The 23485-nt window shown below is 73.0% G+C and carries 18 protein-coding genes and 3 tRNA genes; 8 read left to right on the top strand and 13 right to left on the bottom strand.

Features of this window, described 5'->3' with window-relative positions:
* Window positions 1-176 precede the first annotated feature (176 nt).
* A complete protein-coding gene (locus CP967_RS23670) occupies window positions 177-1307 on the top strand; it encodes an RNA polymerase sigma factor (RefSeq protein WP_150489903.1) in 1131 nt (376 codons plus the stop codon).
* Window positions 1308-1324: 17 nt separating this feature from the next.
* On the opposite strand, the gene CP967_RS23675 is transcribed toward CP967_RS23670, so the two are convergent.
* The 4 genes from CP967_RS23675 to CP967_RS23690 all read right to left on the bottom strand — a co-directional run bounded on the left by CP967_RS23675 (window position 1325) and on the right by CP967_RS23690 (window position 7023).
* The gene (locus CP967_RS23675; protein ID WP_150489904.1) at window positions 1325-3247 is read right to left on the bottom strand and encodes an ABC transporter ATP-binding protein; all 1923 of its coding nucleotides are present in this window, start codon (window positions 3245-3247) and stop codon (window positions 1325-1327) included.
* Window positions 3247-4980, bottom strand: a complete 1734-nt coding sequence (locus tag CP967_RS23680; protein ID WP_150489905.1) for an ABC transporter ATP-binding protein — start codon at window positions 4978-4980, stop codon at window positions 3247-3249. Before CP967_RS23680 ends, CP967_RS23675 begins: the two co-directional genes overlap by 1 nt.
* A 171-nt stretch (window positions 4981-5151) precedes the next feature.
* On the bottom strand, window positions 5152-6597 hold the full coding sequence (locus CP967_RS23685; protein WP_150489906.1) for an FGGY family carbohydrate kinase: 1446 nt from the start codon (window positions 6595-6597) through the stop codon (window positions 5152-5154).
* A gap of 114 nt (window positions 6598-6711) precedes the next feature.
* Window positions 6712-7023: a YtxH domain-containing protein gene (locus CP967_RS23690; protein ID WP_150489907.1), complete on the bottom strand. Its 312-nt coding sequence runs from the start codon at window positions 7021-7023 to the stop codon at window positions 6712-6714.
* A 181-nt stretch (window positions 7024-7204) separates the two neighbouring features.
* On the opposite strand from CP967_RS23690, the gene CP967_RS23695 reads away from it, so the two are divergent.
* The 3 genes from CP967_RS23695 (at window position 7205) to CP967_RS23705 (ending at window position 7687) form a co-directional block, all read left to right on the top strand.
* Window positions 7205-7277, top strand: a tRNA-Asn gene (locus CP967_RS23695).
* Between the two features lie 5 nt (window positions 7278-7282).
* Window positions 7283-7355, top strand: a tRNA-Asn gene (locus CP967_RS23700).
* Between the two features lie 258 nt (window positions 7356-7613).
* A tRNA-Ile gene (locus CP967_RS23705) sits at window positions 7614-7687 on the top strand.
* Between the two features lie 233 nt (window positions 7688-7920).
* On the opposite strand, the gene CP967_RS23710 is transcribed toward CP967_RS23705, so the two are convergent.
* Both CP967_RS23710 and CP967_RS23715 read right to left on the bottom strand, forming a co-directional pair.
* Complete coding sequence (locus CP967_RS23710; RefSeq protein ID WP_150489908.1) at window positions 7921-8184, bottom strand: Txe/YoeB family addiction module toxin; 264 nt, start codon at window positions 8182-8184, stop codon at window positions 7921-7923.
* A complete protein-coding gene (locus CP967_RS23715; RefSeq protein WP_150489909.1) occupies window positions 8181-8471 on the bottom strand; it encodes a type II toxin-antitoxin system Phd/YefM family antitoxin in 291 nt (96 codons plus the stop codon). The genes CP967_RS23710 and CP967_RS23715 overlap by 4 nt, the downstream gene beginning before the upstream one ends.
* Before the next feature lie 558 nt (window positions 8472-9029).
* Between CP967_RS23715 and CP967_RS23720 the strand changes: the two genes are divergently transcribed.
* Window positions 9030-9971 carry a N,N-dimethylformamidase beta subunit family domain-containing protein gene (locus CP967_RS23720; RefSeq protein ID WP_167535426.1) on the top strand — a complete coding sequence of 314 codons (942 nt, stop codon included), beginning with the start codon at window positions 9030-9032 and terminating at the stop codon, window positions 9969-9971.
* Here CP967_RS23720 and CP967_RS23725 read toward each other — a convergent pair.
* Window positions 9911-11104, bottom strand: coding sequence for a phage baseplate protein (locus CP967_RS23725; protein ID WP_150489911.1), 1194 nt, complete (start codon window positions 11102-11104; stop codon window positions 9911-9913). The genes CP967_RS23720 and CP967_RS23725 overlap by 61 nt on opposite strands.
* Before the next feature lie 406 nt (window positions 11105-11510).
* Between CP967_RS23725 and CP967_RS23730 the strand changes: the two genes are divergently transcribed.
* Window positions 11511-12776, top strand: a complete 1266-nt coding sequence (locus tag CP967_RS23730) for an MFS transporter (RefSeq protein ID WP_150489912.1) — start codon at window positions 11511-11513, stop codon at window positions 12774-12776.
* 54 nt (window positions 12777-12830) lie between these two features.
* Here CP967_RS23730 and CP967_RS23735 read toward each other — a convergent pair whose 3' ends face one another.
* A complete protein-coding gene (locus tag CP967_RS23735; RefSeq protein WP_150489913.1) occupies window positions 12831-15620 on the bottom strand; it encodes an AfsR/SARP family transcriptional regulator in 2790 nt (929 codons plus the stop codon).
* 142 nt (window positions 15621-15762) lie between these two features.
* Between CP967_RS23735 and CP967_RS23740 the strand changes: the two genes are divergently transcribed.
* Entirely contained in the window at window positions 15763-16068 is a 306-nt protein-coding gene (locus CP967_RS23740) for a beta-Ig-H3/fasciclin (protein WP_150489914.1), read from the top strand.
* A gap of 18 nt (window positions 16069-16086) precedes the next feature.
* On the opposite strand, the gene CP967_RS23745 is transcribed toward CP967_RS23740, so the two are convergent.
* The 3 genes from CP967_RS23745 to CP967_RS23755 form a co-directional block, all read right to left on the bottom strand.
* Window positions 16087-17451 (bottom strand): carboxyl transferase domain-containing protein, encoded by a 1365-nt coding sequence (locus CP967_RS23745; RefSeq protein ID WP_150489915.1) that lies wholly within the window; start codon window positions 17449-17451, stop codon window positions 16087-16089.
* Window positions 17444-18898, bottom strand: a complete 1455-nt coding sequence (locus CP967_RS23750; protein WP_150489916.1) for an acyl-CoA synthetase — start codon at window positions 18896-18898, stop codon at window positions 17444-17446. The genes CP967_RS23745 and CP967_RS23750 overlap by 8 nt, the downstream gene beginning before the upstream one ends.
* 75 nt (window positions 18899-18973) lie before the next feature.
* Window positions 18974-20185, bottom strand: a complete 1212-nt coding sequence (locus CP967_RS23755) for an MFS transporter (protein WP_150489917.1) — start codon at window positions 20183-20185, stop codon at window positions 18974-18976.
* A gap of 263 nt (window positions 20186-20448) precedes the next feature.
* Between CP967_RS23755 and CP967_RS23760 the strand changes: the two genes are divergently transcribed.
* Window positions 20449-20880 (top strand): Lrp/AsnC family transcriptional regulator, encoded by a 432-nt coding sequence (locus CP967_RS23760; RefSeq protein ID WP_150489918.1) that lies wholly within the window; start codon window positions 20449-20451, stop codon window positions 20878-20880.
* On the opposite strand, the gene CP967_RS23765 is transcribed toward CP967_RS23760, so the two are convergent.
* Window positions 20858-22363 (bottom strand): GAF domain-containing sensor histidine kinase, encoded by a 1506-nt coding sequence (locus tag CP967_RS23765; RefSeq protein WP_150489919.1) that lies wholly within the window; start codon window positions 22361-22363, stop codon window positions 20858-20860. The two genes, CP967_RS23760 and CP967_RS23765, sit on opposite strands and share 23 nt — an antisense overlap.
* A gap of 17 nt (window positions 22364-22380) precedes the next feature.
* A complete protein-coding gene (locus tag CP967_RS23770; protein ID WP_150489920.1) occupies window positions 22381-23418 on the bottom strand; it encodes a rod shape-determining protein in 1038 nt (345 codons plus the stop codon).
* Window positions 23419-23485 lie beyond the last annotated feature (67 nt).

Consider the following 23485-nt stretch of genomic DNA (forward strand, 5'->3'; position numbering starts at 1 on the left):
CGGCCCCCTGCCGCGGGCCGCGCGGCACGCCCCCTTCCCAGAAAGTCACCGCACGCCCCTCGTGGCGGGGATGTGCCGTACCCCACACTGAGGGCGGTGCCCGAGTCATCGGAGCGCGGCCGGAGCGGACCCGCCCGTCCCCGCGGTCCGGCAGCGATCACCTGGAGGTCGCCCCCGTGCAGACCCGGACCGTGACGACGACCACAGGTGTGCCGGCGGTCCCCACGCGGAAACCGGCCGCGCACCACCCGGAGACGGCGGACCCGCCGGTGCCGTTACCGGAGGAAGCCGCACCAGAGGAAGCCGCACCGGAGGAAGCGGTACCGGAGGAAGCGGCATTGGCGGAGGCGGTACCGGAGGAGGCGCCGGAGCCGCCCGCCCGGCCGGGCCCCGGCGCACCCTCCTTCGACCCCTTCCGCCAGTACCTGCGCGAGATAGGCAGGATCCCGCTCCTCAGCGCCGCCGAGGAGGTGGAGCTGGCCCGGCGGATCGAAGCGGGACTGTTCGCCGGGGAACGCCTCGCCCGCGCCCCCGGCCCGGACCCCCGGCTCGCCGCCGACCTGGACCGGCTCGTCGTCCAGGGGCGTGCCGCCAAACGCCGGCTCATCGAGGCCAACCTCCGCCTCGTCGTCTCGGTCGCCAAGCGGTACGCGGGCCGCGGACTGACCGTGCTCGACCTCGTCCAGGAAGGCAACGTCGGACTGATCAGGGCCGTCGAGAAGTTCGACTACACCCGGGGCTACAAGTTCTCCACCTACGCCACCTGGTGGATCCGCCAGGCGATGTCCCGCGCCCTCGCCGACCAGGCCCGGACCATACGCGTCCCGGTCCACGTCGTCGAGCAGATCAACCGGGTCGTCCGCGTCCAGCGCCGCCTGCTCCAGGAACGCGGCCGCGAACCCACCGCCGAAGAGGTCGCCGCCCAGCTCGGCCTGACCCCCGGACGCGTCGGGGAGGTCCTGCGCCTCGCCCGGGAGCCCATCTCCCTGCACGCCCCCGTCGGCGAGGAGGACGAGGCCGCCTTCGGCGACCTCATCGAGGACGGCGACACCCCCTCACCCGCCGAGTCGGCGTCCTTCCTGCTGCTGCGCGAACACCTGGAGGCGGTGCTGGTCACCCTCGGCGAACGCGAACGCGAGGTCGTACGGCTGCGCTACGGGCTGCAGGACGGGCGGCCCCGCACCCTGGAGGAGATCGGCCGGATCTTCGGCGTGACACGCGAACGCGTCCGCCAGATCGAGGCCAGGACCCTCACCAGACTGCGGGGCCACGCCCACGCCGGCCAGCTCCGCGGCTACCTGGACTGACCGGTCCCGGAGGCCGGTCAGTCCACCTCCGCGAGCGCCTCGGCGAACTGCGCGGCGTACAGCCGGGCGTACGCGCCCTTCGCCGCCAGCAGCCCGTCGTGCGTGCCCTGCTCGACGATCGACCCGTTCTCCATGACCAGGATCACGTCGGCGTCCCGGATCGTGGAGAGCCGGTGCGCGATCACGAAGCTGGTACGCCCGTGGGCCAGACGCGCCATCGCCTTCTGGATCAGCACCTCGGTACGGGTGTCCACCGAGCTGGTCGCCTCGTCGAGCACCAGGATCACCGGGTCGGACAGGAACGCCCGCGCGATGGTGATCAGCTGCTTCTCACCCGCGCTGACCCCCGACCCCTCGTCGTCGATCACCGTGTCGTAACCGTCCGGCAGGGTACGGACGAACCGGTCGGCGTGGGCCGCCCGGGCCGCCTCCTCGATCTCCTCCCGGGTGACCTCGCGGGCGGAGCCGTAGGCGATGTTCTCCGCGATCGTGCCGCCGAACAGCCAGGTGTCCTGGAGCACCATCCCTATGCCCGACCGGAGTCCGTCGCGCGACATCCGCGACACGTCCACACCGTCCAGCGTGATCCGCCCGCCCGACACCTCGTAGAACCGCATCAGCAGGTTGACCAGCGTCGTCTTCCCCGCCCCGGTGGGCCCGACGATCGCGACGGTCTGTCCCGGCTCCACGCTCAGCGACAGATCCTCGATGAGCGGCTTCTCCGGGTCGTAGCGGAAGGACACCTTCTCCAGCGCGACGCTGCCGCGCAGCTCCCCGGGCCGCTCGGCCGGCACCGGGTCGGGCTCCTGCTCCTCGGCGTCCAGCAGTTCGAAGACCCGCTCGGCCGACGCGACGCCGGACTGGAGCAGATTGGCCATCGACGCGACCTGGGTCAGCGGCATCGAGAACTGCCGCGAGTACTGGATGAACGCCTGCACGTCACCGATCGACAGCGCGCCCGACGCCACCCGCAGCCCGCCGACCACCGCTACCAGCACATAGTTCAGGTTGGACACGAACATCATCAGCGGCTGCATGATCCCGCTGTTGAACTGGGCCTTGAACCCCGCCTCGTACAGCGCCTCGTTCTGCTCGGCGAAGTCCTTCGCGGACTCCTCCTGCCGCCCGAAGACCTTCACCAGGGTGTGGCCGGTGTACATCTCCTCGATGTGGGCGTTCAGCTTGCCCGTGCTCTGCCACTGCGCCACGAACTGCGGCTGCGACCGCTTGCCGACCCGCGCCGCCACCAGGGCGGACAGCGGGATCGTCACCAGCGCCACCAGGGCCAGCAGCGGCGAGATCCAGAACATCATGACCAGGACGCCGACGATGGTCAGCAGGGAGTTGATGAGCTGCCCCATCGTCTGCTGCATCGTCTGCGAGATGTTGTCGATGTCGTTCGTCGCCCGGCTCAGCACCTCTCCGCGCTTCTGCCGGTCGAAGTAGGACAGCGGCAGCCGCGACAGCTTGGTCTGGAGGTCCTCGCGGAGCTGGAAGACGACCCGGTTGATGATCCGGATCGACAGCCGCGTCGCCACCAGCATCAGCAGCCCGGCCCCGACGTACACCAGCAGGACCGCCAGCAGGACGTCGCCCACCGCACCGAAGTCGATGCCCTGGCCCGGCGTGAAGTCCACCCCGCCCAGCATGTCGGCGAGCCCGTCGTCACCCTGCTCGCGCAGACCGCCGACGACCTGCTCCTTCGACGTGCCCTCCGGCGTCTGCCGGCCGACGACCCCGGCGAAGATCAGGTCCGTCGCCGTGCCGAGGATCTTCGGCCCGACCACCGAGAACGCCACGCTCAGCGCTCCCGCCAGCACCATCAGGTACAGCCAGGGCTTCTCCGTGGAGAACCGGCCCAGCAGCCGCTTCCCCGACCCCTTGAAGTCCGCGGACCGCTCGGCGGGTCCCATGGCCATGCGTCCGCCCGGTCCGGCCATCAGGCGGCCTCCGCTTCCGTCAGCTGGGAGAGCACGATCTCCCGGTAGGTGTCGTTGCCGTCCATCAGCTCGTGGTGGGTGCCCGCCCCCACGACCCGGCCCTCGTCCAGGACCAGGATGCGGTCCGCGTCACGGATCGTGGACACGCGCTGCGCCACGATCACCACCGTCGCCCCCGCCGTCTCCCGCGACAGCGCGGAACGCAGGGCCGCGTCCGTCGCGTAGTCCAGCGCCGAGAAGGAGTCGTCGAAGAGGTAGATCTCCGGCCGCTGCACCAGCGTCCGCGCGATCGCGAGCCGCTGCCGCTGCCCGCCGGAGACATTGGTGCCGCCCTGCGAGACCGGCGCGTCCAGGCCGTGCTCCAGGCCCTCGACGAAGTCCCTGGCCTGCGCGACCTCCAGGGCCCGCCACAGCTCCTCGTCGCTCGCGTCCGGGTTGCCGTACCGCAGGTTCGTCGCGACCGTCCCCGCGAACAGGTACGGCTTCTGAGGAACCAGCCCCACCGTTCTCGCCAGCAGCACCGGATCCAGCGTCGTCACGTCCGTACCGCCGACGAGCACCTGCCCGCCCGTCGCGTCGAACAGCCGCGGTACCAGCCCGAGCAGCGTCGACTTCCCGCTGCCCGTCGAACCGATGACCGCGGTGGTCTCACCCGGCCGCGCCACCAGGGAGACCTCGCGCAGCACCGGCTCCTCGGCGCCCGGGTAGCGGAACTCCGCGCCCCGTATCTCCAGATGCCCGTGCGTGCGCAGCCCGGTGACCGGGTCGGCGGGCGGGACCACGCTCGACTCCGTGCCCAGGACCTCCTGGATCCGCTCGGCACACACCTCCGCGCGCGGCACCATCATGAACATGAAGGTGGCCATCATCACCGACATCACGATCTGCATCAGATACGCGATGAACGCGGTCAGCGCGCCGATCTCCATCCCGCCGCTGTCGATGCGGTGCGCACCGAACCAGACGACGGCGACGGACGAGACGTTCACCACCGTCATCACGGTCGGGAACATCAGCGCCATCAGCCGGCCCGTCGACAAGGCGACGTCCGTCAGCTCCGTGTTGGCCCCGCGGAAGCGCTCCTCCTCGTAGCCGTCGCGCACGAACGCGCGGATCACCCGGTTACCGGTGATCTGCTCGCGCAGCACCCGGTTCACCGTGTCGAGCCGCTCCTGCATCGTGCGGAACAGCGGACGCATCCGCTTCACGATCAGGCTCACCGCGACACCGAGCACCGGCACCACCGCCAGCAGCACCGCCGACAGCGGCACGTCCTGGCCGAGCGCCATCACGACACCCCCGACGCACATGATCGGGGCCGACACCATCAGCGTGAACGTCATCAGGACGAGCATCTGGATCTGCTGCACGTCGTTGGTCGTACGGGTGATCAGCGACGGGGCGCCGAACCGTCCGACCTCACGCGCGGAGAAGGCCTGAACCCGGTCGAAGACCGCCGCCCGCACATCACGCCCGAGCGCGGACGCCGTACGGGCGCCGTAGTACACGGCACCGATGTTGCACACGACCTGGAGCACGCTGACGGCGATCATCACACCGCCGAACTCCAGGATGTAGCCCGTGTCCCCCTTCACGACACCGTCGTCGATGATGTCCGCGTTGAGACTGGGCAGATAGAGGCTGGCGCAGGTCTGGAGGAACTGCAGCACCACCAGGAGCAGGATCGGTTTTCTGTACGGGCCCAGAAAGGCCCGCAGGAGTTGTATGAGCACGCTGCGTCTCTCGGAGTCGGCGTAGGGCAGAGGCCGCACCATCCTGCGGTACGCCGCCCCGCGACTTCCAACGCTTTAGCCCAAGCCCTGGTCAAATCGCCCGGGGCTCCTGCCCGCCGCGCGCGCCTTCCGTCCGGACCTCCCGGAGCCCCGGACGGAAGGGGAGCCCGGTCAGCCCGCGGACCCGAACGCCCCCGGGTGGATCTGGTCCCGGGTCGCCGCGTACTGCTGCCGTACGGCCTGACCGACCGCCAGCTCCTCACCCGGCTCCAGCACCTGCGCCGCGGCGCCCCGCCAGGCCGGCGGGGTACGCGGATCGAGGGCGCCCTGCGAGACCCCCAGCGCCCACGCCGCCTGCCGGGCCGCGCCCAGCGCCGCGTACTGGTCGGGCTGCGGTACGACGACCTGCGTGCCGAACACCGAGGGGGCCAGCGCCTGTACGGCGGGCAGCTCGGCCGCCGCGCCCAGCAGGAACACCCGCCGCACCTCCACGCCCCGCCCGCGCAGCACGTCCAGCGCGTCCGTGAGCGAGCAGAGCATCCCCTCGAAAGCGGCCCGCGCCAGGTGCTCGGGCTTCATCGACTCCCGCCGCATCCCGCTCAGCGTCCCCGCCGTGTGCGGCAGGTGCGGGGTGCGCTCACCCTCCAGGTACGGCAGCAGTACGAGCCCGGAGGCGCCCGGCGTCGACTTCAGGGCCAGCGCCGACAGTTCGTCCAGCCCCTCCAGCCCCAGCATCTCCGCGGTGCCGCGCAGGGCGCGTACGGCGTTGGAGACATGGACCACCGGCAGGTGCATCCCGGTCGCGTCGGCGAAGGAGGTGATCATCCCCCGCGGGTCGGCCAGCGCCTCGTGGTGCACGGCCATCACCGAGCCCGAGGCGCCCAGCGACACCACGGCGTCCCCGACGGCCACCCCCAGCCCGAAGGCCGCGGCCATCGTCTCGCCGGTCCCCGCGGAGATCAGCAGCCCCTCGGGCGTCGTCCCGGCGGCCTCGGCCGGGCCGAGCACCTCGGGCAGCGCGGCCTGACGGCCCAGCGCGAGCTCCACCAGGTCGGGCCGGTAGGCGCCCGTCGCCGCCGACCAGTAACCCGTGCCGGACGCGGCACCGCGGTCGGTGGTCCGGCGGGCGGGCCTGCCGAGCAACTGCCACACCAGCCAGTCGTGCGGCTGGAGCACGGCGGCGACGCGCTGCGCGTTCTCCGGCTCGGTCCGGGCCAGCCAGCGCAGCTTCGCCACCGGCTGCGCTGCCTGGGGGACGGCCCCGACGGCCTCGGCCCACGCCTGCCGGCCGCCCAGCCCGTCCACCAGGTCGGCGGCGGCGGCCTGCGCCCGCCGGTCGTTGCCCAGCAGCGCCGGACGGACGAGGTTGCCCTGGTGGTCCAGCGGCACCAGTCCGTGCTGCTGCGCGGACACGCCGATGGCCTGCACGCCCTCCAGGAGTCCCCCGGAGGCCGCCTCACCGAGCGAGAGCAGCCATGCCTGCGGATCCACCTCGGAGGCTTTGGCCTCGACGGGGTGCGCGGCGTATCCCTGCCGCAGCACCGCACCGGTGTCGGTGTCGCAGACGACGATGTGAGTGAAGGCGGATGAACTGTCCAAGCCGGCCACTATGCCCATACACAAGATTCTGCCGCACCGGCGGGCCTCTCCCGCACAGGGTGCCGAAGGACACCCGGTGGAGGAGAGGCCCGCCGGCGCGGCAGCGTCCGGAACGGACCGGCGGCGGGACCCTCAGGTGTTGGTGGTGCCCCAGTCGTCGCTCGCCCCGTGACCGTTGTGCCCGCTGCGCTCGCGCAGCGAACGCACCCGGCCGGAGACCGAGGCGGGGACCTTGTCGCCGACCTTCTCGCTCACCGAGTGGTAGGCCTTGCCCGCGAAGTCCCGGCTGCCCTGCGCCGCGGACTCCGCCGCGTTGCGGACGGCCGGATTCTTGGAGAACCGCTGCGCGGCCTTCTTCAGCTGTTCGTAACGCTCCCGCCCGGCCCGTGTCCCGAGCACGTAGCCCAGGGCCAGTCCGGCGATGAACGTGAGCCGGTACCGCATGGCTGCCACCCTTCCTTCGTGCTGTGCGACGTGTGCTGCCCGCCTACCCGCGGACACCCGAGATCACCCCGGGGGATACCGATTGGCGGAGCACCCCCCTGCTTGCGCTAATGTATGTGTCGCAGCGAACGCGCGCCGCTCGGCACCAGCCAGGCAGGTGCGTATCGCGGCGCAGCAGCAATCCCCTGTAGCTCAATTGGCAGAGCAGCCGGCTGTTAACCGGCAGGTTACTGGTTCGAGTCCAGTCGGGGGAGCGCGATCCCCTGTAGCTCAATTGGCAGAGCATTCGGCTGTTAACCGGAGGGTTACTGGTTCGAGTCCAGTCGGGGGAGCGAGACGGAAGAGGGTCCTTCGGGGCCCTCTTCCGCGTTCTGCGGGCCCGGGACCCTCCCGCGTCCGCCACGGTCCGCACCGGGCGCCCGCCGGGTCGCCGCCGGAACTCTTTCGGGGCAATCCCCGCCCGGCCGGAACCGGGCAGCACGCGGCGCGGTTTTCAAGGTCACGCGAAGCCGGGCACCCGCAGCAAGAGATCGTATGACCGGCTATGCTGCGGCAGACGGCGCGCACACATGTACGCGCCACGCCGAGACGGGGCGGTAGCTCAGCCGGTTAGAGCAGCGGACTCATAATCCGTCGGCCGTGGGTTCGAGTCCCACCCGCCCCACCGAGTGTCCCCAGGCAGAATCGATCTGACCTGGGGAAACGCGGTTTCTGGGGCGTTTTTGCGTGCGGTACCGACCAGCTCTCGTAGCGTGTCAGCGCATTCTCGGCGTCCGACACGACCCCGAGCAGACGGTCGCGCACCGGTCACGTGGATCGTGAGCCCGTGCCTGCGTCCTGCGAAGGCTGACGGGCGCCGTCGAGAGCCGAGGTATGGCCCATGGGTGTGCGCCCGGTTCACCGTTCGTAGTGGAAGCGGCACGCCACCACGTGGATGATGCCGTTCTCATCGATGCGGTACACCAGTCGGTGTTCGGAGTTGATCCGCCGCGACCAGTAGCCGGAGAGGTCGTTCCGCAGCGGTTCGGGCTTGCCGATCCCTTCGTTGCCGCCCCGGTCGATGTCGGCGATCAGCTGGTTGACGCGCTTCAGTATTTTGCGGTCGTTCCCCTGCCACCACAGGTAATCGTTCCAGCTGTCGTCGAGGAACAGCGCCTTCACGCGGCGCCCCGCCCGGCCTCGTCATCGGGATCCGCCAACTCGCGGAGCGCGCCCTGGCCGGCCCGGTCCTGCTCGATGGACCTGCGCAGGCGCTCGGCCATCGCGGGCGACCGCAGCAGGTAGTCGGTCTCTTTCAGTGCCTCGTACTCGGCGAGCGAGACGATGACCATGGGCTCATGGCCGGCCCGGGTGATGACCAGCTCCTCGGCGTCGTTCTCCACCGCGTCGAGGGCGTCGGCGAGGCCCGCGCGTAGCTCGGTGACACTCATCGTCTTCATGATGTACACGATAACGTACAGAGCGGATCGCCGTGCGGTTGATTGCGAACCGCCCCGGTCAGCCATGCAGTTCGGCCTGTCGGCCGGAAGTGAGACTTCCGCTCGGTGCGGTCGGGAGGGGCGTGACCGGACGGACCGGATGAGGCCTCATGTGCTTCTCGGGTCGGTGCGGCGAACGCTGCACCGCAACCTGCTGGAGTCGGATCGAGCGGGATGCGACCGGATGGAAACAGGTTGATCTGCCCGCTTCCGTAAGAAAACCGCAGGTGAGAGGCGTCCCTCTTATGGGGTCGAGTCCCGCCCCACCGAGTGTCCCCAGGCGGAATCGATCTGGCCTGGAGAAACGTGTTCTCCGGGGCACTTGGCGCGCGGCGGGCCCAAGCCTTGCGCGGCTGACCGCCGTCCATCGGCGACACCGCGGGGTCCGCGGGTGGTGCCCGGGGCGGGAGCTGCGGTGCGCCCTCGTTTTTTGTCGCACGGGGCGAGGGCGTGTGCCGGCCGTACGATGATCGCTCGATGCCGTTCGTTCCCGGAGGTCGGCCTGTGCCGGAGCTTTCCCGTCGTACGATGCTGGGCGTCCTCGGTGCGGGGGCCGTCGCCGGAGGGCAGTGGCAGGCAGGCGCCGCCGTCGTTCGTCCGGCGGCCCCGGTGCCCCGCACCGGTGACAACCCCGTCGTGGAGGAGAACCGCGCCGCCGGTTCCGACCAGTGGCTCGGGGGGAGGGCGGAGACCCGCGGCGTGGATCCGGTCCGTCCGCACATCCGGGGAAGGGTCTCCGCGAGTTCCGTGGGACCGGGGGAGTCCATCGGCTTCCACCTCACCTCGCGCGTCCCCCAGGACTGCACCGTCGCCGTCTACCGCTTCGGGTGCTACGCGGGTGCCGGTGCCCGGCATCTGGTGACCAGCGGAGGTTTCCCCGTCGGCCCGAGGACCGGCGGGAAGGCGGCCTGGACGCCGACCGTCCCTCAGGAATGGCTGTCCGGCGTCTTCCTGGGCGTGTTCACCTCTGCCGACGGCTGTCGCGCCTTCACGCCCTTCGTCGTCCGTGAACCCGCGAGACGTTCCGGTCTCCTGTTCGTGCTGCCCTTCACGAGGACGCCCGACCGCCCGTTCCCGGGCCTCGGTCTCCCCGAGGGCTTCGTCCGGGAGACCAGCGCGGCGGGGTGGCTGGAGGAGCGGGGATACGACGTGACGTATGCGACCGAGCAGGACGTCCACGAGGGGCGTGTCGACCTTGCCCGGTACACGGTGGTCGTCCTCGCCGGAACAGGCCGGGACGTCCGCTGGTCCCGCAGGACCCGTGTCGCGGTCGAGCGGGCGAAGCGGGCGGGCACGGAACTCGTCCACCTGCCACAGCCGCTCGCGCTCCACGAGCCCGAGTACCTCGACGAGGAGGTCCGCCGCGCCACGGCGGACCTCCTCGACCGCGCCTTGGGGACAGGCGCTCGTCAGCAGCGCCAGAAGCCGGCGTCGGCGCCGACCCAACTGGTCAGCGCCCGCTCGTCGTAGACGATGACGTTCCCGTCGGTCGTCACCTCGAAGCGGACGGCCATGGTGTCGGCGTCGACGCCGCCGCCGCCCACCACGCCCAGCAGGCGCTGCGTCCGGTTCGGCCGTGCCCGCAGGGGGAGCTGGAACAGCACCTCGCCGTTGCCCCACGGCTTCCCGTCGTTCCTGGACATCGAGAAGTGCAGATGGACCTGGTCACCGGCGAGCCGGTACTGCGGTACGTAGTTGGCGCTGTTCGCCGTGTACGTGGTCTCGTCGTAGGGGACGGCGACCCACGGACCGGTTCCGGGGTGCGGGAACCGGGCGACGTTGATCCGCCGGATGTTGTCGGTGTCGTAGTGGGCGATTCCGAAGGCGAGCGTGGCCTGCGGGTCCCCGGGGCTGTTCGCGAAGACGCATATGCCCTCGGGCTCCGCGTGGGGCAGGGAGCCGAAGGTGGTCAGCGGCTCGGTCTGCAGGATCTCGCCCGACGCCCAGTTCGCGCAGGTCACCAAGGTGTTGGCCTGGCCCTGCTCGCCGTGGAGCGTGTAGAGGTGGTCGCCCAGGCAGGCGTAGCCCTGGAGACTCCTGCCCGTAGCGGTGTACGGCAGCGTCTCCAGCGGTGTGAAGGTGCCTGCCGCGGCGGCGTCCAGGTCGTAACGGTCGAAGCCGCCGACCGCCTCGGTGGAGTTGATGTTGTTGGACTGCCAGCGGTAGACCAGGTGGCGGCGGGTCGGGTCGATGGTCGCGGAGACCCGGTACACCCCTGTCCGCGGGGTGTGGACGGCGGTCGCCGCGGGATCACCCGCGTCGGCGGTCCCTCCGGGGACGTACCGGATGCGGGCGATCGCCGAAGCCCAGTCGCCGTTCGGCATGGCGTCGGTCCAGAGGTACGCGGCTCCGGCGGAGCGCTCGACGCCGATGTTGGCCCCGTGCCCCGCGCGTGCGATCAGCATGCTGTCCTTGAGAGCGCCGTCGGCGGTGAGCCGCGAGACCTGGATCCGGTTCTGGTCGCCCGTGGTGCCGCGCCTCTGGCATATGTACCAGAGCTGCTCGACGGGCTCCCAGAAGAGGGACTGGGTGTAACTGCCCGTGTGCGCGAGGACGGCCCCCGACAGCAGGGCGGGGTGGGAGGGCGAGGCGAGGTTGATCAACGGAGATCTCCCGGGATCGTGAGGAAGAAGGTGAGCCTACGAGGCCGTGCGCCTTCCGCTCGCTCCGCATGCCCCCACCACGGCTGCCGCGACAGGCGCCACCCCGCGGGGAGCGCCGCCCGAAGCCCTTGACGGGGGTCTGGGCCGGCCCCCTCCCGGGCCACGCCGCAGGGGCCCGGAACCGGCACCCGGACCGGCCCGGCCCGGAACCGGTGCTCCGGCCCCGCACCGGCACCCGGACCGGCCCGGAACCGGTGTCCGGAGCCCTGCACCGGTGTCCGGGCCGGTACCGGCGCCCGGAGTCCCGCACCGGCGCCCGGAGTCCCGCACCGGCGCCCGGAGCCCCGCACCGGTACCGCGCACAGGACGGCCGTTCTCGCGGAAGAAGCGGCCGTTACGATCCCCCGTGACCGAAACAGCAAAGAAACGTGTATCCCGCACTCGCATACTCGCCGACCTGACCCCCCTGCGGACCTCGCCCGACTACCGGCGGCTCTGGTTCGGCAACACCGTCTCCTGGGTGGGCCAGGGCATGACCTCCCTGGCCGTCTCCCTCCAGGTGTACGACATCACCGGGTCCGCGTTCTCCGTCGGGCTGATCGGTCTCTGCTCCTTCGTCCCCCTCGTCCTCCTCGGGCTCTACAGCGGTGCGATCGCGGACACCGTGGACCGGCGCAAGCTGGGCCTCTACAGCGCGGCCGGGTCGTTCGTGCTCTCCGTAGCCCTGGCCGCCGTCGCCTTCTCCGGCATCGAGCACGTCGGTCTCCTCTACGCCGTCGTCGCGCTCCAAGCCGTCTGCTTCGCGCTCAACTCCCCGGCCCGCAGCTCGATGATCGCCCGGCTGCTGCCCGCCGAGCAGTTGCCGGCGGCCAACGCCCTCAACGCGATGACCTCCACCACGGGCGGTCTGGTCGGGCCGATGCTCGGCGGCCTCATCGTCGGCTGGTGGGGCTACCGCGCCGCCTACACCGTGGACGCCGTCACCTTCACCGCCTCCCTCTACGCGATGTGGCGGCTGCCGTCGATCCTCCCGGACCGCGCCGGGGGCAAGGAGGCCGGGCGGGCGTCCGTCATGGACGGGCTGCGCTTCCTGGGGACCCGGCCGAACCTCCGGATGACCTTCTTCAGCGACCTCTGTGCCATGGTGCTGGCCCAGCCCCGTGCCCTCTTCCCGGTGGTGGCCGTCCTCTGGTTCGGCGGCGACGCGAAGACGACCGGACTGCTGGTCGCCGCCCCCGCCCTGGGGGCGCTGCTGGGCAGTGTGTTCTCCGGGTGGCTGGGCAGGGTCCGCCGGCACGGGCTCGCCGTGCTGGTCGCCGTCTGCTGCTGGGGCGGTGCCGTCGCCGTGTTCGGGCTGACCCGGCAACTCTGGCCCGGACTGGCCCTGCTGGCGGTCGCCGGGTGCGCGGACTCCATCTCCATGGTCTTCCGCAACACCATGCTCCAGACCGCCGTACCCGACGAGATGCGCGGCCGGCTCCAGGGTGTGTTCATCGTCGTCGTGGCGGGCGGCCCCCGCCTCGGTGACCTGGTCGCGGGCTCCGCGGCTGACCTCGCCTCCCCGGCCGCCGCGGTGACCGGCGGAGGGGTGGCCTGCGTGGTGGCGGTGTGTCTGCTGGCCCTGCGGTGGCGCGGTTTCGCACGGTACGACGCCCTGGACCCGCGGCCCTGAGGGCCACCCGTTCCGGCACGCCCCGGCCGCCCGTGCAGCCCGGCGGAGCCCCGGTCACCCCTCCCGGCCCGGCCCGCCCTCCCGGAGCCGGGCGATCCGTTCCCGTACGGCACCGGCCTCCGGGTCCCGCAGCGTGTCGAAGATCGCCGCGGCGCGGAGCCAGACCTCCTCGGCCCGTGCCGTGTCGCCCGTCGCCGTGAGGGTGTCGCCGAGCCGGGCCAGGGTCTCCGCCTCGTGGTAGCGGTCGGCCGAGGCCCGGAACAGGGCGACCGCCTCGTCGTAGCTGGCGACGGCACGGTCGTACCGGGCCAGGTGGTGGTAGGCGAAACCGAGGCTGTCCAGGGTGGCGGCCTGGCCGTTGCGGTCACCGGCCTGGCGCTGCCGGTCCAGGGCCTGGGAGCAGTGCTCGATGGCCCGCCCGTGATCGCCCTGTACCGCGTACAGCCAGCCGATCGCGTTCAGGGTACGGGCCTCGCCGTCGTGGTTTCCGGCGAGCCGGTGCAGGCGCAGGGCCTCCCTGCCGTGGCGCAGGGCCTCCGCCGGCCGCCCGGCCATGTGACAGAGCTCGACGTAGTTGTGCAGGGTCTGGGCCTGCCCGGTGGCGTCGCCCAGCTCCGCGTACAGCCCGAGGGCGCGGCGGAGCCGGTCCTCCGCGGCCTCCGGGTTGCCGAGCCGGGAGTCGGCGCGGGCGAGCAGACGGCAGGCCATGGCCTGGCCCACCGGGTCGCCGGTCCTCTCGGCGGCGGCGAGCGCGGTCTCCTGGACCGTGCGCTGGTCCTGCCACAGGCCGTGCGGCGCCAGGTAGGCGGTGAGCGCCCAGGCGAGCTGCCAGCTGTACGTCCCGAAGCCGTGTCCCGCGGCCTGGGACACCGTCCGCAGCAGCACCTGGTGCTCGGCGGTGAACCAGGCGAGGGCCGCGCCGGCGTCCTGGGCGTGCCCGCCGCCGTGGGACGGCAGCGGGGCCACGGGCGTGACGGCCGGCCACTGCGGCTGGAGGAGCACGGCGGCGGCGTGCGCACGGTGCAGGTAGTGGTCGTACAGCCGCTCGCGGGCCGCCCGGCGTTCCCGGGGCGGCTCCACGGTCCGGACGAGTTCGGCCGCGTAGGCCCGCAGCAGGTCGTGGAAGAGGTACCGCCCGGGGGCCTGTTCGGTCAGCAGGTGCAGCCGGGTCAGTTCCCGGAGCAGGGGCCGCACCGGGCGTTCCGGGCACCCGGCGAGCGCCGCCGCGGCGTCCGCCGTCAGATCGGGGCCGGGATGCAGCCCGAGCAGGCGGAACAGGCGGGCCGCTTCCTCGGTGAGGGCGTGGCAGGACCAGGACAGGACCCGCCGCGCGTCACCGTCCTCCAGCGCGTCCAGCAGCGCCCCGGCGGGGCGGAGTTCCTCCGCGAAGGCGCGCAGCGGGAAGGAGGGGTGGCCGGCCATCCGGGCGGCGACGACGGCGAGGGCGAGCGGCAGCCGCCCGGTCGCGGCCACGATCTCGGCCGTCGCCGCCGGTTCGGCCTCGACCCGGGGGCCGAGCCGGCGGGCCAGCAGGCCCGTCGACTCCCGCTCGGTCAGCACGTCCAGGGGGAGCGGCCGTGCCCCCTCCGCCGTCACCAGCCCCTGCAGCCGCTCCCGGCTGGTGACGACCACCACGCTGTGCCCGGCGCCGGGCAGCAGCGGCCGTACATGGGCGGAGTCCCGCGCGTTGTCCAGGACGACGAGTACCCGCCGGGAGGCCAGCAGACTGCGGTAGAGCCCGGTACGGGCCTGGACGCCGGGCGGTATCCGGGACCGCGGTACGCCCAGCGCCTCGATGAAGACCTGGAGGGCGTCGGCGGCGGGCAGGGCGCCCTCCTCGTCGTACCCCCGCAGGTTCACATGGAGCTGGCCGTCGGGGAAGCGCCCGGCGGCCCGGTGGGCCCAGTGCAGCACGAGCGCGGTCTTGCCGACACCGGCCATCCCGGAGACGGCGGTGACGGCGGCGGTCGCCGGGCTGGCGTCCTGCCGGCCAGGACAGGAGTCGAGTACCGCGAGCGCGGCCTCCCGCCCGACGAAATCGTTGGTGACGACAGGGAGCTGGCGGGGGACCGCCGGCGCCGGCGCCGGTACCGGTGCCGGGAGCGGGCTCCGGCCGAGGACCTCCTCGTGCAGCCGCCTCAGTTCGGAGCCCGGTTCGAGACCGGTCTCGCGCACCAGCACCTCCCGTGCCCGCCGGTACGTCTCCAGGGCCTCCGCCACGTCCCCGGCCCGGTGCAGGCCCAGCATCAGATGGCCCCAGGCCCGCTGCCGCAGCGGGTGGCGTCCGACCAGCCGCCGCATGAGGGCGACCGCCTCGGGGAAGCGGCCCTCCGCGAGAAGCGCCTGGCCGTAGTCCTCCTCGGCGAGGCACCGGCGCTCCTCCACCCCGCTCGCCCAGCGGACCAGTACGTCCGGCAGCGGCAGTCCCTCCAGGACCGCCCCCCGCCACAGGCCGAGCCCCCCGGCCAGCTCCTCGCAGGCCAGGGCGGAGTCACCGAGCGTCAGGGCCCGGCGGCCACGGGCGGCCGCCGCCTCGAAGAGGTCGACGTCCCGCCGTCCGGGCCCGACCCGGAGCAGATAGCCGCCCCGGGTACGGGGCATCCCCTCCCAGGGCCCGCCGCCGCCCAGCGCGCACCGCAGCCCGCGTACATAGGTCCGCAGGTTCGCCGGGGCGGACACCGGGGGGTCCTCACCCCACAGGGCCGCCTCCAGGACGGCGGCCGGCACCGTCTCGGAGGGGCGGCTGAGGAGGGTCGCCAGCAGCAGCCGCTGCTTGGCCGGGCCCAGGCCGACGGGGTGGCCGGCGCGGGTGACCTCCAGAGGACCGAGAAGACCGAAACGCATGGATACCACCCGTGTCGCCGGGGCGACGGCTCACAACGCCAGTCGTCGAACGCCAAGTTGTACACGCGCTGTGCGTGGATTGTGCGCTGGTCAGCCTAGCCTTCCGCCTGTTGCCAACCACTCTCTCTGCAAGGAGTTCCTGATGCGTATGTCCCGGAGGGCGGCCCAGGCCGCGGTGACCGCGGCGGCTCTCGGCGGTTCCCTGATCATCTCGGCGACACCGGCGGCCGCGGCGACGACGGCGCCCAGCTGCATCGGCCGCATGGTCACGCAGACGACCGACGGCTTCGACGTCCTGCTCACCAACAAGTGCAGCGGCACCCGCGCGGTGAAGGTCGTCGTCTCCCTCGCCCCCGACAGCCCGTGCTACGTCATGTCCAAGGGCACCTCGCACCTGTACGTCTACCACGGCATCCTGGGCAACTACGAACGTACGGTCAACTGCTGACGGCCCTTCCGCCCGGGCTCACGGGGCCGGTTCGCCGGCCGGCCCCACCACCGAGCGGGCCACCCCCAGGTCCACCAGGTCCTGGGGGCGCAGCCGGAGCTGGCCGGCGGTGGCACGGACCTCGTCCGGCCCGCGCTTCAGGATCGCCGCGGCGAGCTCCGGTGCGATCACCGAGAAGTAACTGTCCGCGGTGACATGGGTGTTGCCCGGCGCGGCGAGGGCGAGCGCGCCGCCCGAGCCGCCCTCGCCGATGACCAGGCTGGTCACCGGGACCCGCGCGGACGCCACCGCCGCGAACACCTCGGCGATGGCCGGACCCGCGCCGGCGCGCTCCGCCTCGGCGTCGTTTGCCGCCCCCGGGGTGTCGATCAGGGTGAGTACGGGCAGGCCCAGCCGGTCGGCCAGCCGGATCACCCGTGCCGCGGTGCGGTATCCCGCCGGCCGGGTCGCGGTGCCGCACTGGGCGGCGTACGCCACCGGCCGGCCGTCCCGTATCCCCACCCCGCAGAGCATCCCGGGGTCGGTGCCGCCGCACCGGTCGCCGTGCAGCGGCAGCCGGTCCTCGAAGTAGGCGTCCAGATAGGCCCCGGCCCGCGGCCGTTCCGGGGCGCGGGCCTGTTCCACCGCGTCCCACCCGGTCTCCGGCAGCCCGGCCGGCGACAGGGCGCCCGGCACCGGCGCGGGCCGCGCCGGACCGGTGACGGTGAGCGCGGCCAGCCAGCGGCCCAGCGTCGGGCGCAGCAGCTCCGGCGCCACCACCGCGTCGACCTGGCCCGCCTCGAACTGGCCCTCGGCCGTGTAGGCGTACGGATCCGCGTCCGCCGGCCGCACCCGCGACCCGGCGAAGCCGATCTGGGCCCCCGGCACCGCCAGCACCACATCGGCGCCCGCGCCCAGGGTGGCCCAGCCGCCCCCGGTGGAGGGGTCCCTCAGCACGGCGATCTGCGGCAGCCCGGCCGCCCGCAGCCGCGCCGACGCCCCGGCCACCCGCTGGAGCTGTATCAGGGCGATCATGCCCTCCTGCATCCGGCTGCCGCCGGTCGCCACCAGCGAGACCAGCGGCAGCCGCCGCTCCTCGGCCAGGGCGTACGCGGCCTCCAGCCGGTCCCCGGTCCGCCGGCCCAGGGACCCGCCCAGGAAACCGAATTCGAAGGCGGCCAGCACACAGGCCCGGCCGTCGACCTCGGCCGTGCCGTAGAGGACCGACTCCTCCTCGCCGGTCCGCCCGGCCGCCCGCGCCCGCGAACGGCCGTAACCCTCCCACCCCAGCGGCCCGTCCCCGGTCTCCGGGGCGCCGGGCGGGCGGTGCTCGGTGAAGCGGCCGGTGACCGCGGCGATCGCGGACCGGGCGGGGAGCCGCCCGCCGTCCGGTGCCTCAGACACCGAGCGACCGCTTCATGATCTTGCCCAGCTCGTTGCGGGGCAGCACATCGAGCAGCCGGACCACGCGCGGGCGCTTGTGGGGGGCCAGCAGCCCCGCCACGTGCTCCGCCAGCTCCGCCTCGCCGGGCGGCGACGCGGGATCGTCCGGCACCACCCAGGCGACGATCCGCTCACCCAGGTCCGGGTCCGGTTCGCCGGTGACGGCCGCCTCCCGCACCCCGGGATGCTCCAGCAGCGCGTTCTCGATCTCACCCGCGCCGATCTTGTAGCCGCCGCTCTTGATCAGGTCGGTGGCCTTGCGCCCGACGATCCGCACATAGCCGTCGGGGTCGATGGTGGCCATGTCCCCGGTACGGAAGAAACCGTCCTCGGTGAAGGCGGCGGCCGTGGCGTCGGGCCGGTTGAGGTAACCGGAGAAGAGGTTGGGCCCGCGGACCTGGATCTCGCCGATCGACTCCGGGTCCCGCAGCACGGTGCCGTCCTCCTCGACGAGCCGCAGCTCCACCCCGGCCAGCGGCGGCCCGACCGTCCCGGCGCGCGGTGCGCCGTCCGCCCGGACACCGGTGTTCATCAGGGTCTCGGTCATCCCGTACCGCTCGACGACCCGGCGGCCGGTGGCCGCGGCGATCCGCTCGTGGTCGTGGACCGGCAGCGCCGCCGAACCGGAGACGAGCAGCCGCGCGCCCGCCAGCGCCTCGGCGAGCCGCCCCGGGTCCGGACCGTCCAGCGCCCCGGCCAGGCGGTGGTACATCGTCGGTACGCCGAAGAGCATCGTGCCGCCCGACAGCAGCTCCGCGGCCACCCCCTCCGGGGAGAAGCGCCCGAGGTGGCGCACCGAACCGCCCCGGCGCAGCGGGCCCAGGATCCCCAGGACCAGCCCGTGCACATGGAACAGCGGCAGCGCGTGCACCAGGACGTCCTCGGCGGTCCACCCCCAGGCGTCCTCCAGCGCGTCCAGCGAGGCGGCGACCGCCCGGCGCGGCAGTACCGCGCCCTTCGGGGGGCCCGTCGTGCCCGAGGTGTAGACGACCAGCGCGGGGGCGTCGCCGGCGGGCTCGGCGAAACCGGTGGCACGGGCCCGGACGGAGGGGTTCACATCGAGCCGCTCCACCCCGTCGAAGGCGCCCGGCAGCACGTCGTCCGCCCCGGCCAGCACCGCCGAGGGCGTGCTGTCGGCGAGGATGTGCGCCAGCTCCCGCCCGCCCGTCCGCGGGTTCAGCGGTACGGCGGGCACCCCGGCCAGCAGCGCCGCCACCACGGCGACGACCGTCCGGGGGGTGGGCGTGGCCCAGACCGCCACCCGCCCCCGCCCCGCGATCCGGTGGGCCACGGCGGCCGCGGCCCCGGACAGCTCGTCGTAGGTCAGGGAGTGCCCGTCGAACCGGACGGCCTCCGGGGAGTCCGTCCGGCCGGACATCTCGCGCAGTGCGGGGAGAAGAGAGGTCACCCGCGAAAGCCTAGGCCCTGGGCGGCGGCCTGCCCATGGAGCACCGCTGGAGCCCGCGCCGGGCGGACGCCCGGATCAGGTGTCCGCCCGCACGTTCCGCATCCGGCCGTACGCGTACACACAGCCCGCCAGCGCCAGGTCGGAGAGCAGCATGAAACCGATCGAGTAGGAGTCCTTGGCGCTGTAGATCGCGCCCATCACCAGCGGCGGCACGAAACCGCCGAGGCCGCCCATGGCGCCGACGATGCCGGTCACACTGCCCACCTGGGCCTGCGGGGTCGCCTGGGAGACCAGGGCGAACACGCTGCCGCTCGACAGACCGAGCCCCGCGGCCATGCCGAGCAGCGCGATCGTACCCAGCGGGTCCAGCACCGGATCGAATGCCTGCACGATGGCCATCAGGGCGGCCAGCAGCAGCGCCACCGCCGTGACGAGGGCCGGATGGAACCGGTCCGAGAGCCAGCCGCCGACCGGCCGGAAGACCACCGTGACCAGGGCGAACCCGGCGGCCTTGGTGCCCGCCTCGGTCGGGGACATCTCGTACCAGGTCTTGAGGTACGTCGGCAGGTAGACGCCGAACGCCACGATGCCGCCGAAGCCGATCGCGTACAGCGCCGACAGCTCCCAGGTGACCCGCAGCCGTCCGGCCCGCCCCAGCCGGGTGCCGAGCGACTCGGTGGGCACCTTGCGGTCCGGGCGGTCGGTGATCAGCACCGCGGCCAGCAGCGAATACACCACGAGCGCGCCGGCGACGATCCAGAACGGCAGGTTCTCGTCGTGCTCGGCGATCCGGGGTGTGAAGTAACCGGACAGCGCGACACCGCCCATGCCCATACCGAACACACCGAGCGCCAGGCCCCGTTTGGCCGGGGGGAACCACGAGTTGACGAGCGGGATGCCGATCGCGAAGGTCGTGCCGCCGAGGCCCAGCAGGAAGCCCACCGCGAGCATCGCCCCGTAGGAGTTCTTCGCCGGGATGAGCAGCAGCACCGGGACGACCGTCAGCGCCGACACGAGGGGGAACATCAGCCTGGCGCCGAACCTGTCGGTCAGCGCGCCCGCCGGGATACGGCCCAGGGACCCCACCAGCACGGGGACGGCGACCAGGAGTGACTGCTGGAAGGAGCTCAGCCCGAGCTGTTCCTTGAAGTCCCCCGACAACGGCGAGATCAGGTTCCACGCCCAGAAGGTCAGCGCGAAACCGACCGTCGCCGTGATCAGGTTCCGGTAGGCGGCGGCGGAGTCCGTCCGCCCGGGGGCCGGGGTCTGCTTGCTGGCGGTGTCCACACGGCAAGTCAAGGGGGCACCGGGGGCCGGGGCCCGCCGGATTACTCCATCCGGGCAGCCCCCGCCGGTGACGGGGAGAGGGGTGTTCCACACTCCCGCCGGTGACGGCCGGTGACGGGGAGAGGGACGCTCCACCGCTCCCGCCGGTGACGTGGAGAACGGCGCTCCACCCCCCCCGCCGGTGACCGGGAGAGGGACGCTCCACGCCCCCGCCGCCCCGCGCCCGGCCGCCGGATCCGCCCCCGGCTGCGACAATCGACGACATGGACCGACTGGACAGAGAGATCCTCTCCATCCTCCAGGAGGACGCCAGGATCTCGTACCGCGACCTGGGCGCCCGGGTGGGACTCAGCGCCAACGCGGCCGGCGACCGGGTGCGCCGCCTGCGCCAGGAGGGGGTGATCCGCGGTTTCACGGTGATCCTCGACCCGGCCGCCGACACCCGGTCCGGGCTCGTCGTCTTCATCGACGTCTCACTGCGCCTGGACACCACGGACGAGGAGTTCGAACGCGCGGTGCTCACCCTCCCGGGCATCACCGAGGTCGTGCACGTGACGGGCGGTCACGACTACCTCGTACGGGCCGCCGTCGCCGACACCGGCTCCCTGGACGCGCTGCTGCGCCGGCTGAAGCGGGACGCGGGCGTCGCCCACTCCAACACCCGGGTCGCCCTCAGAGCGGCGCCTGCCAGATGACGGTCGGCGACCGGGTCCCGCTCTCGGTACGCCCGTCGTCGGCGACCACGAGGCGCACCGCGCCCCGCCCCCCGGGCAGTCGCGCCGTCGCGTCCACCTCGACCTCGACGGCTGACACACCGGCCCGCCGCCGTGCGGTGGCCAGCGCCCCGCGCAGCACGGTCAGCAGCTGGTCGGCGACCGGTTCCGGCACCAGCGCGTCCACCGCCCCCGTGAAGTGCACCGACGGCTGGAAACCCAGTGCCGGGGCCGCCGAGCCGGTCTCGCGCAGCACCCGGCTGCGGAAGGAGCCCGGCGCGTCGGAGGGCGGCTGCTGCAGGGTGAAGATCGCGGTCCGTACCTCCTGGATGGTGGAGTCCAGCTCGTCGACGGCCCGGGTGAGCAGCTCCGCGGTCTCCACGTCCCCCGAGGTGTCCTTGCGCAGCGTCGACTCCAGCATCATCTCCGTCGCGAACAGCCGCTGGACCACGAGGTCGTGCAGGTCGCGGGCGATACGGTCCCGGTCCTCGTAGACCGCCAGCTGCTCCCGGTAGTGCTGGGCGTCGGCCATCACCAGGGCCAGCGCCGCCTGGGAGGCGAACTGCGAGGCGAGCTGCCGCTCGGCGGGGGTGTACAGGCGGTCGCCGCGGCGGCGGGGGAGGGCCAGGGTGCCGATGAGCCGGCCGCCGCTCTGCAGCGGCAGCATCATGCTGGGTCCGAACCGGGACCGCACCGGGGTGGTCATCCGGGGGTCGGTCGCCGAGTCGTCGAGGAAGACGCCCTCGCCGCCCAGCAGTTGGACCAGGACCGGTGCGCCGGGCTCGATGACGGTGCCGATCAGGCCCGCCGGGTCGTCGTGGGTGGAGGCGGCGACGATCTCCATCCCGCCGTCCACCGTCGGCTGGAGGATCACCCCGGCCGCCGCCCCGGCCAGCACCCTGGCCTGTTCCGCCACGGTCATCAGCGCGTCCGGTGTGCCCGCGCCGGCCAGCAGCGCCCGGGTCACCGCGGCGGCCCCCTCGATCCAGCGGGCCCGCTGCTTCGCCGCATCGTAGAGATGCGCGCCGCCGATCGCCGCACCGGCCTGCGAGGCCAGCAGCCGCAGCAGTGCCAGATCCGTGTCGGTGAAGTCCCCCGACGCCTTCCCGGTGACACAGAGGCTGCCGAGCACCTCGTCCCGGACCTGGACGGGCGAGCCCGCGAAGGACCGCGCCCGGGGGTGGCCCTCCGGGACCCCGGAGGAGCACGGATGGTCCGTCAGGTCGCGCAGCAGCATCGGGCATCCGTCCTCGGCGAGGGCGCCGACGACCCCGGCGTGCGTCTCGGGCAGGGCGCCGGCCCGCTGCCTCTCGGCCTCGGTCATGCCGGTGGTGAACAGATCGGTGACGCGGCGGCGGTCCGGGGCCAGGAGTGTCAGCGCGCCGTACCGGGCTCCCGACAGCGAGGTGGCGGTGTCCACGATGTGCTGGAGGATGGCCCGCAGTTCGAGGCCGCTCGCGCCCACGGGGTGCCCGGCAGCCCTCAGCCGGCGAGCGGGTTCAGGACCAGCGGCTGGATCTGGCCGTCCAGCATCGCCCCGAGCCCGAGCACCGCGCACACGTCGGGCCGCTCGGCGATGTGCACCGGTACGCCCGTCGCCTCGCGCAGCATCCGGTCCAGGCCGGGCAGCAGGGCGCTGCCGCCGACCATCATGATCCCGGAGTCCGCGATGTCGGCGACCAGGTCCGGCGGGCACTCGCGGAGCACCTTGCCCAGCCCGTCCAGGACCGAGGTCAGCGGGGCGTGGATCGCCTGCCGCACCGCGGCGGTGTCCACCTGCACGGACCGGGCCAGCCCGGTGGCCACGTCCCGGCCGTGGATCTCGGTGACCGCGGGGCCGGAGGGGGTCAGCCCGTTGTCGCTGAGGGCGAGCTGGAGGGGCCGTACGGACTGGCTGGGCAGCACCAGGGCGTGGTGCTGGCGCAGGTACTGGATCACCGCGTGGTCGATGGCCTCGCCGCCGATCGGGATGCGTACGGCCGTCACGATCGCGCCGAGGGAGAGCACGGCGATCTGGGTGGTGGCCGCGCCGCACACCATGATCATCGTCGCGGTGGGCTGCTCCACGGGCATCCCGGAGCCGACGGCCGCCGCGATCAGGGTGTCGACCAGCTCCACACGGCGCGCGCCGAGCCCGACCAGGGTCTCCACGGTGGCCCGCTGGGCCAGTGGGTCGCAGTCGTGCGGGGTGCAGGCGGCGGCCCGCAGCCGGGGCTTGCGGCGCAGCTGGCGGCGGAGTTTGTCACCGAGGAGGTGGCGCAGCATCCGCTGGGCCATGTCGATGTCCACGACGGACCCGCCGGAGACGGGGCGGGCGACCCGGATGTAGCCCGGGGTGCGGCCGGTCATCTGCTCGGCCAGGGCGCCCACCGCGATGAGCGAGCCGGTACGGGTGTTCACGGCGGCGACACTGGGCTCGTCCACGACGAGGCCCAGCCCTTTGACGTACACACGGGTCCTGGCGGCCCCGAGATCGACGGCGACATGGCAACGGCGCAACTGATCGAGACTGACGGTCACGGCGGGTTCTCCCGGAACGGACGGGGCACCGGCAGCAGCCGGCCTTCCTGGCATCGTCGCGCCGGGG

It is taken from the genome of Streptomyces nitrosporeus (genome assembly GCF_008704555.1).
GTDB classification, from domain to species: domain Bacteria; phylum Actinomycetota; class Actinomycetes; order Streptomycetales; family Streptomycetaceae; genus Streptomyces; species Streptomyces nitrosporeus.

Excerpts from the sequence above, each read along its gene's own strand:
- CP967_RS23675 (WP_150489904.1), bottom strand. The coding sequence starts at position 3,247 with ATGGCCGGACCGGGCGGACGCATGGCCATGGGACCCGCCGAGCGGTCC.
- CP967_RS23685 (WP_150489906.1), bottom strand. The coding sequence starts at position 6,597 with ATGGGCATAGTGGCCGGCTTGGACAGTTCATCCGCCTTCACTCACATC.
- CP967_RS23690 (WP_150489907.1), bottom strand. The coding sequence starts at position 7,023 with ATGCGGTACCGGCTCACGTTCATCGCCGGACTGGCCCTGGGCTACGTG.
- CP967_RS23720 (WP_167535426.1), top strand. The coding sequence starts at position 9,030 with ATGCTGGGCGTCCTCGGTGCGGGGGCCGTCGCCGGAGGGCAGTGGCAG.
- CP967_RS23735 (WP_150489913.1), bottom strand. The coding sequence starts at position 15,620 with ATGCGTTTCGGTCTTCTCGGTCCTCTGGAGGTCACCCGCGCCGGCCAC.
- CP967_RS23740 (WP_150489914.1), top strand. The coding sequence starts at position 15,763 with ATGCGTATGTCCCGGAGGGCGGCCCAGGCCGCGGTGACCGCGGCGGCT.
- CP967_RS23760 (WP_150489918.1), top strand. The coding sequence starts at position 20,449 with ATGGACCGACTGGACAGAGAGATCCTCTCCATCCTCCAGGAGGACGCC.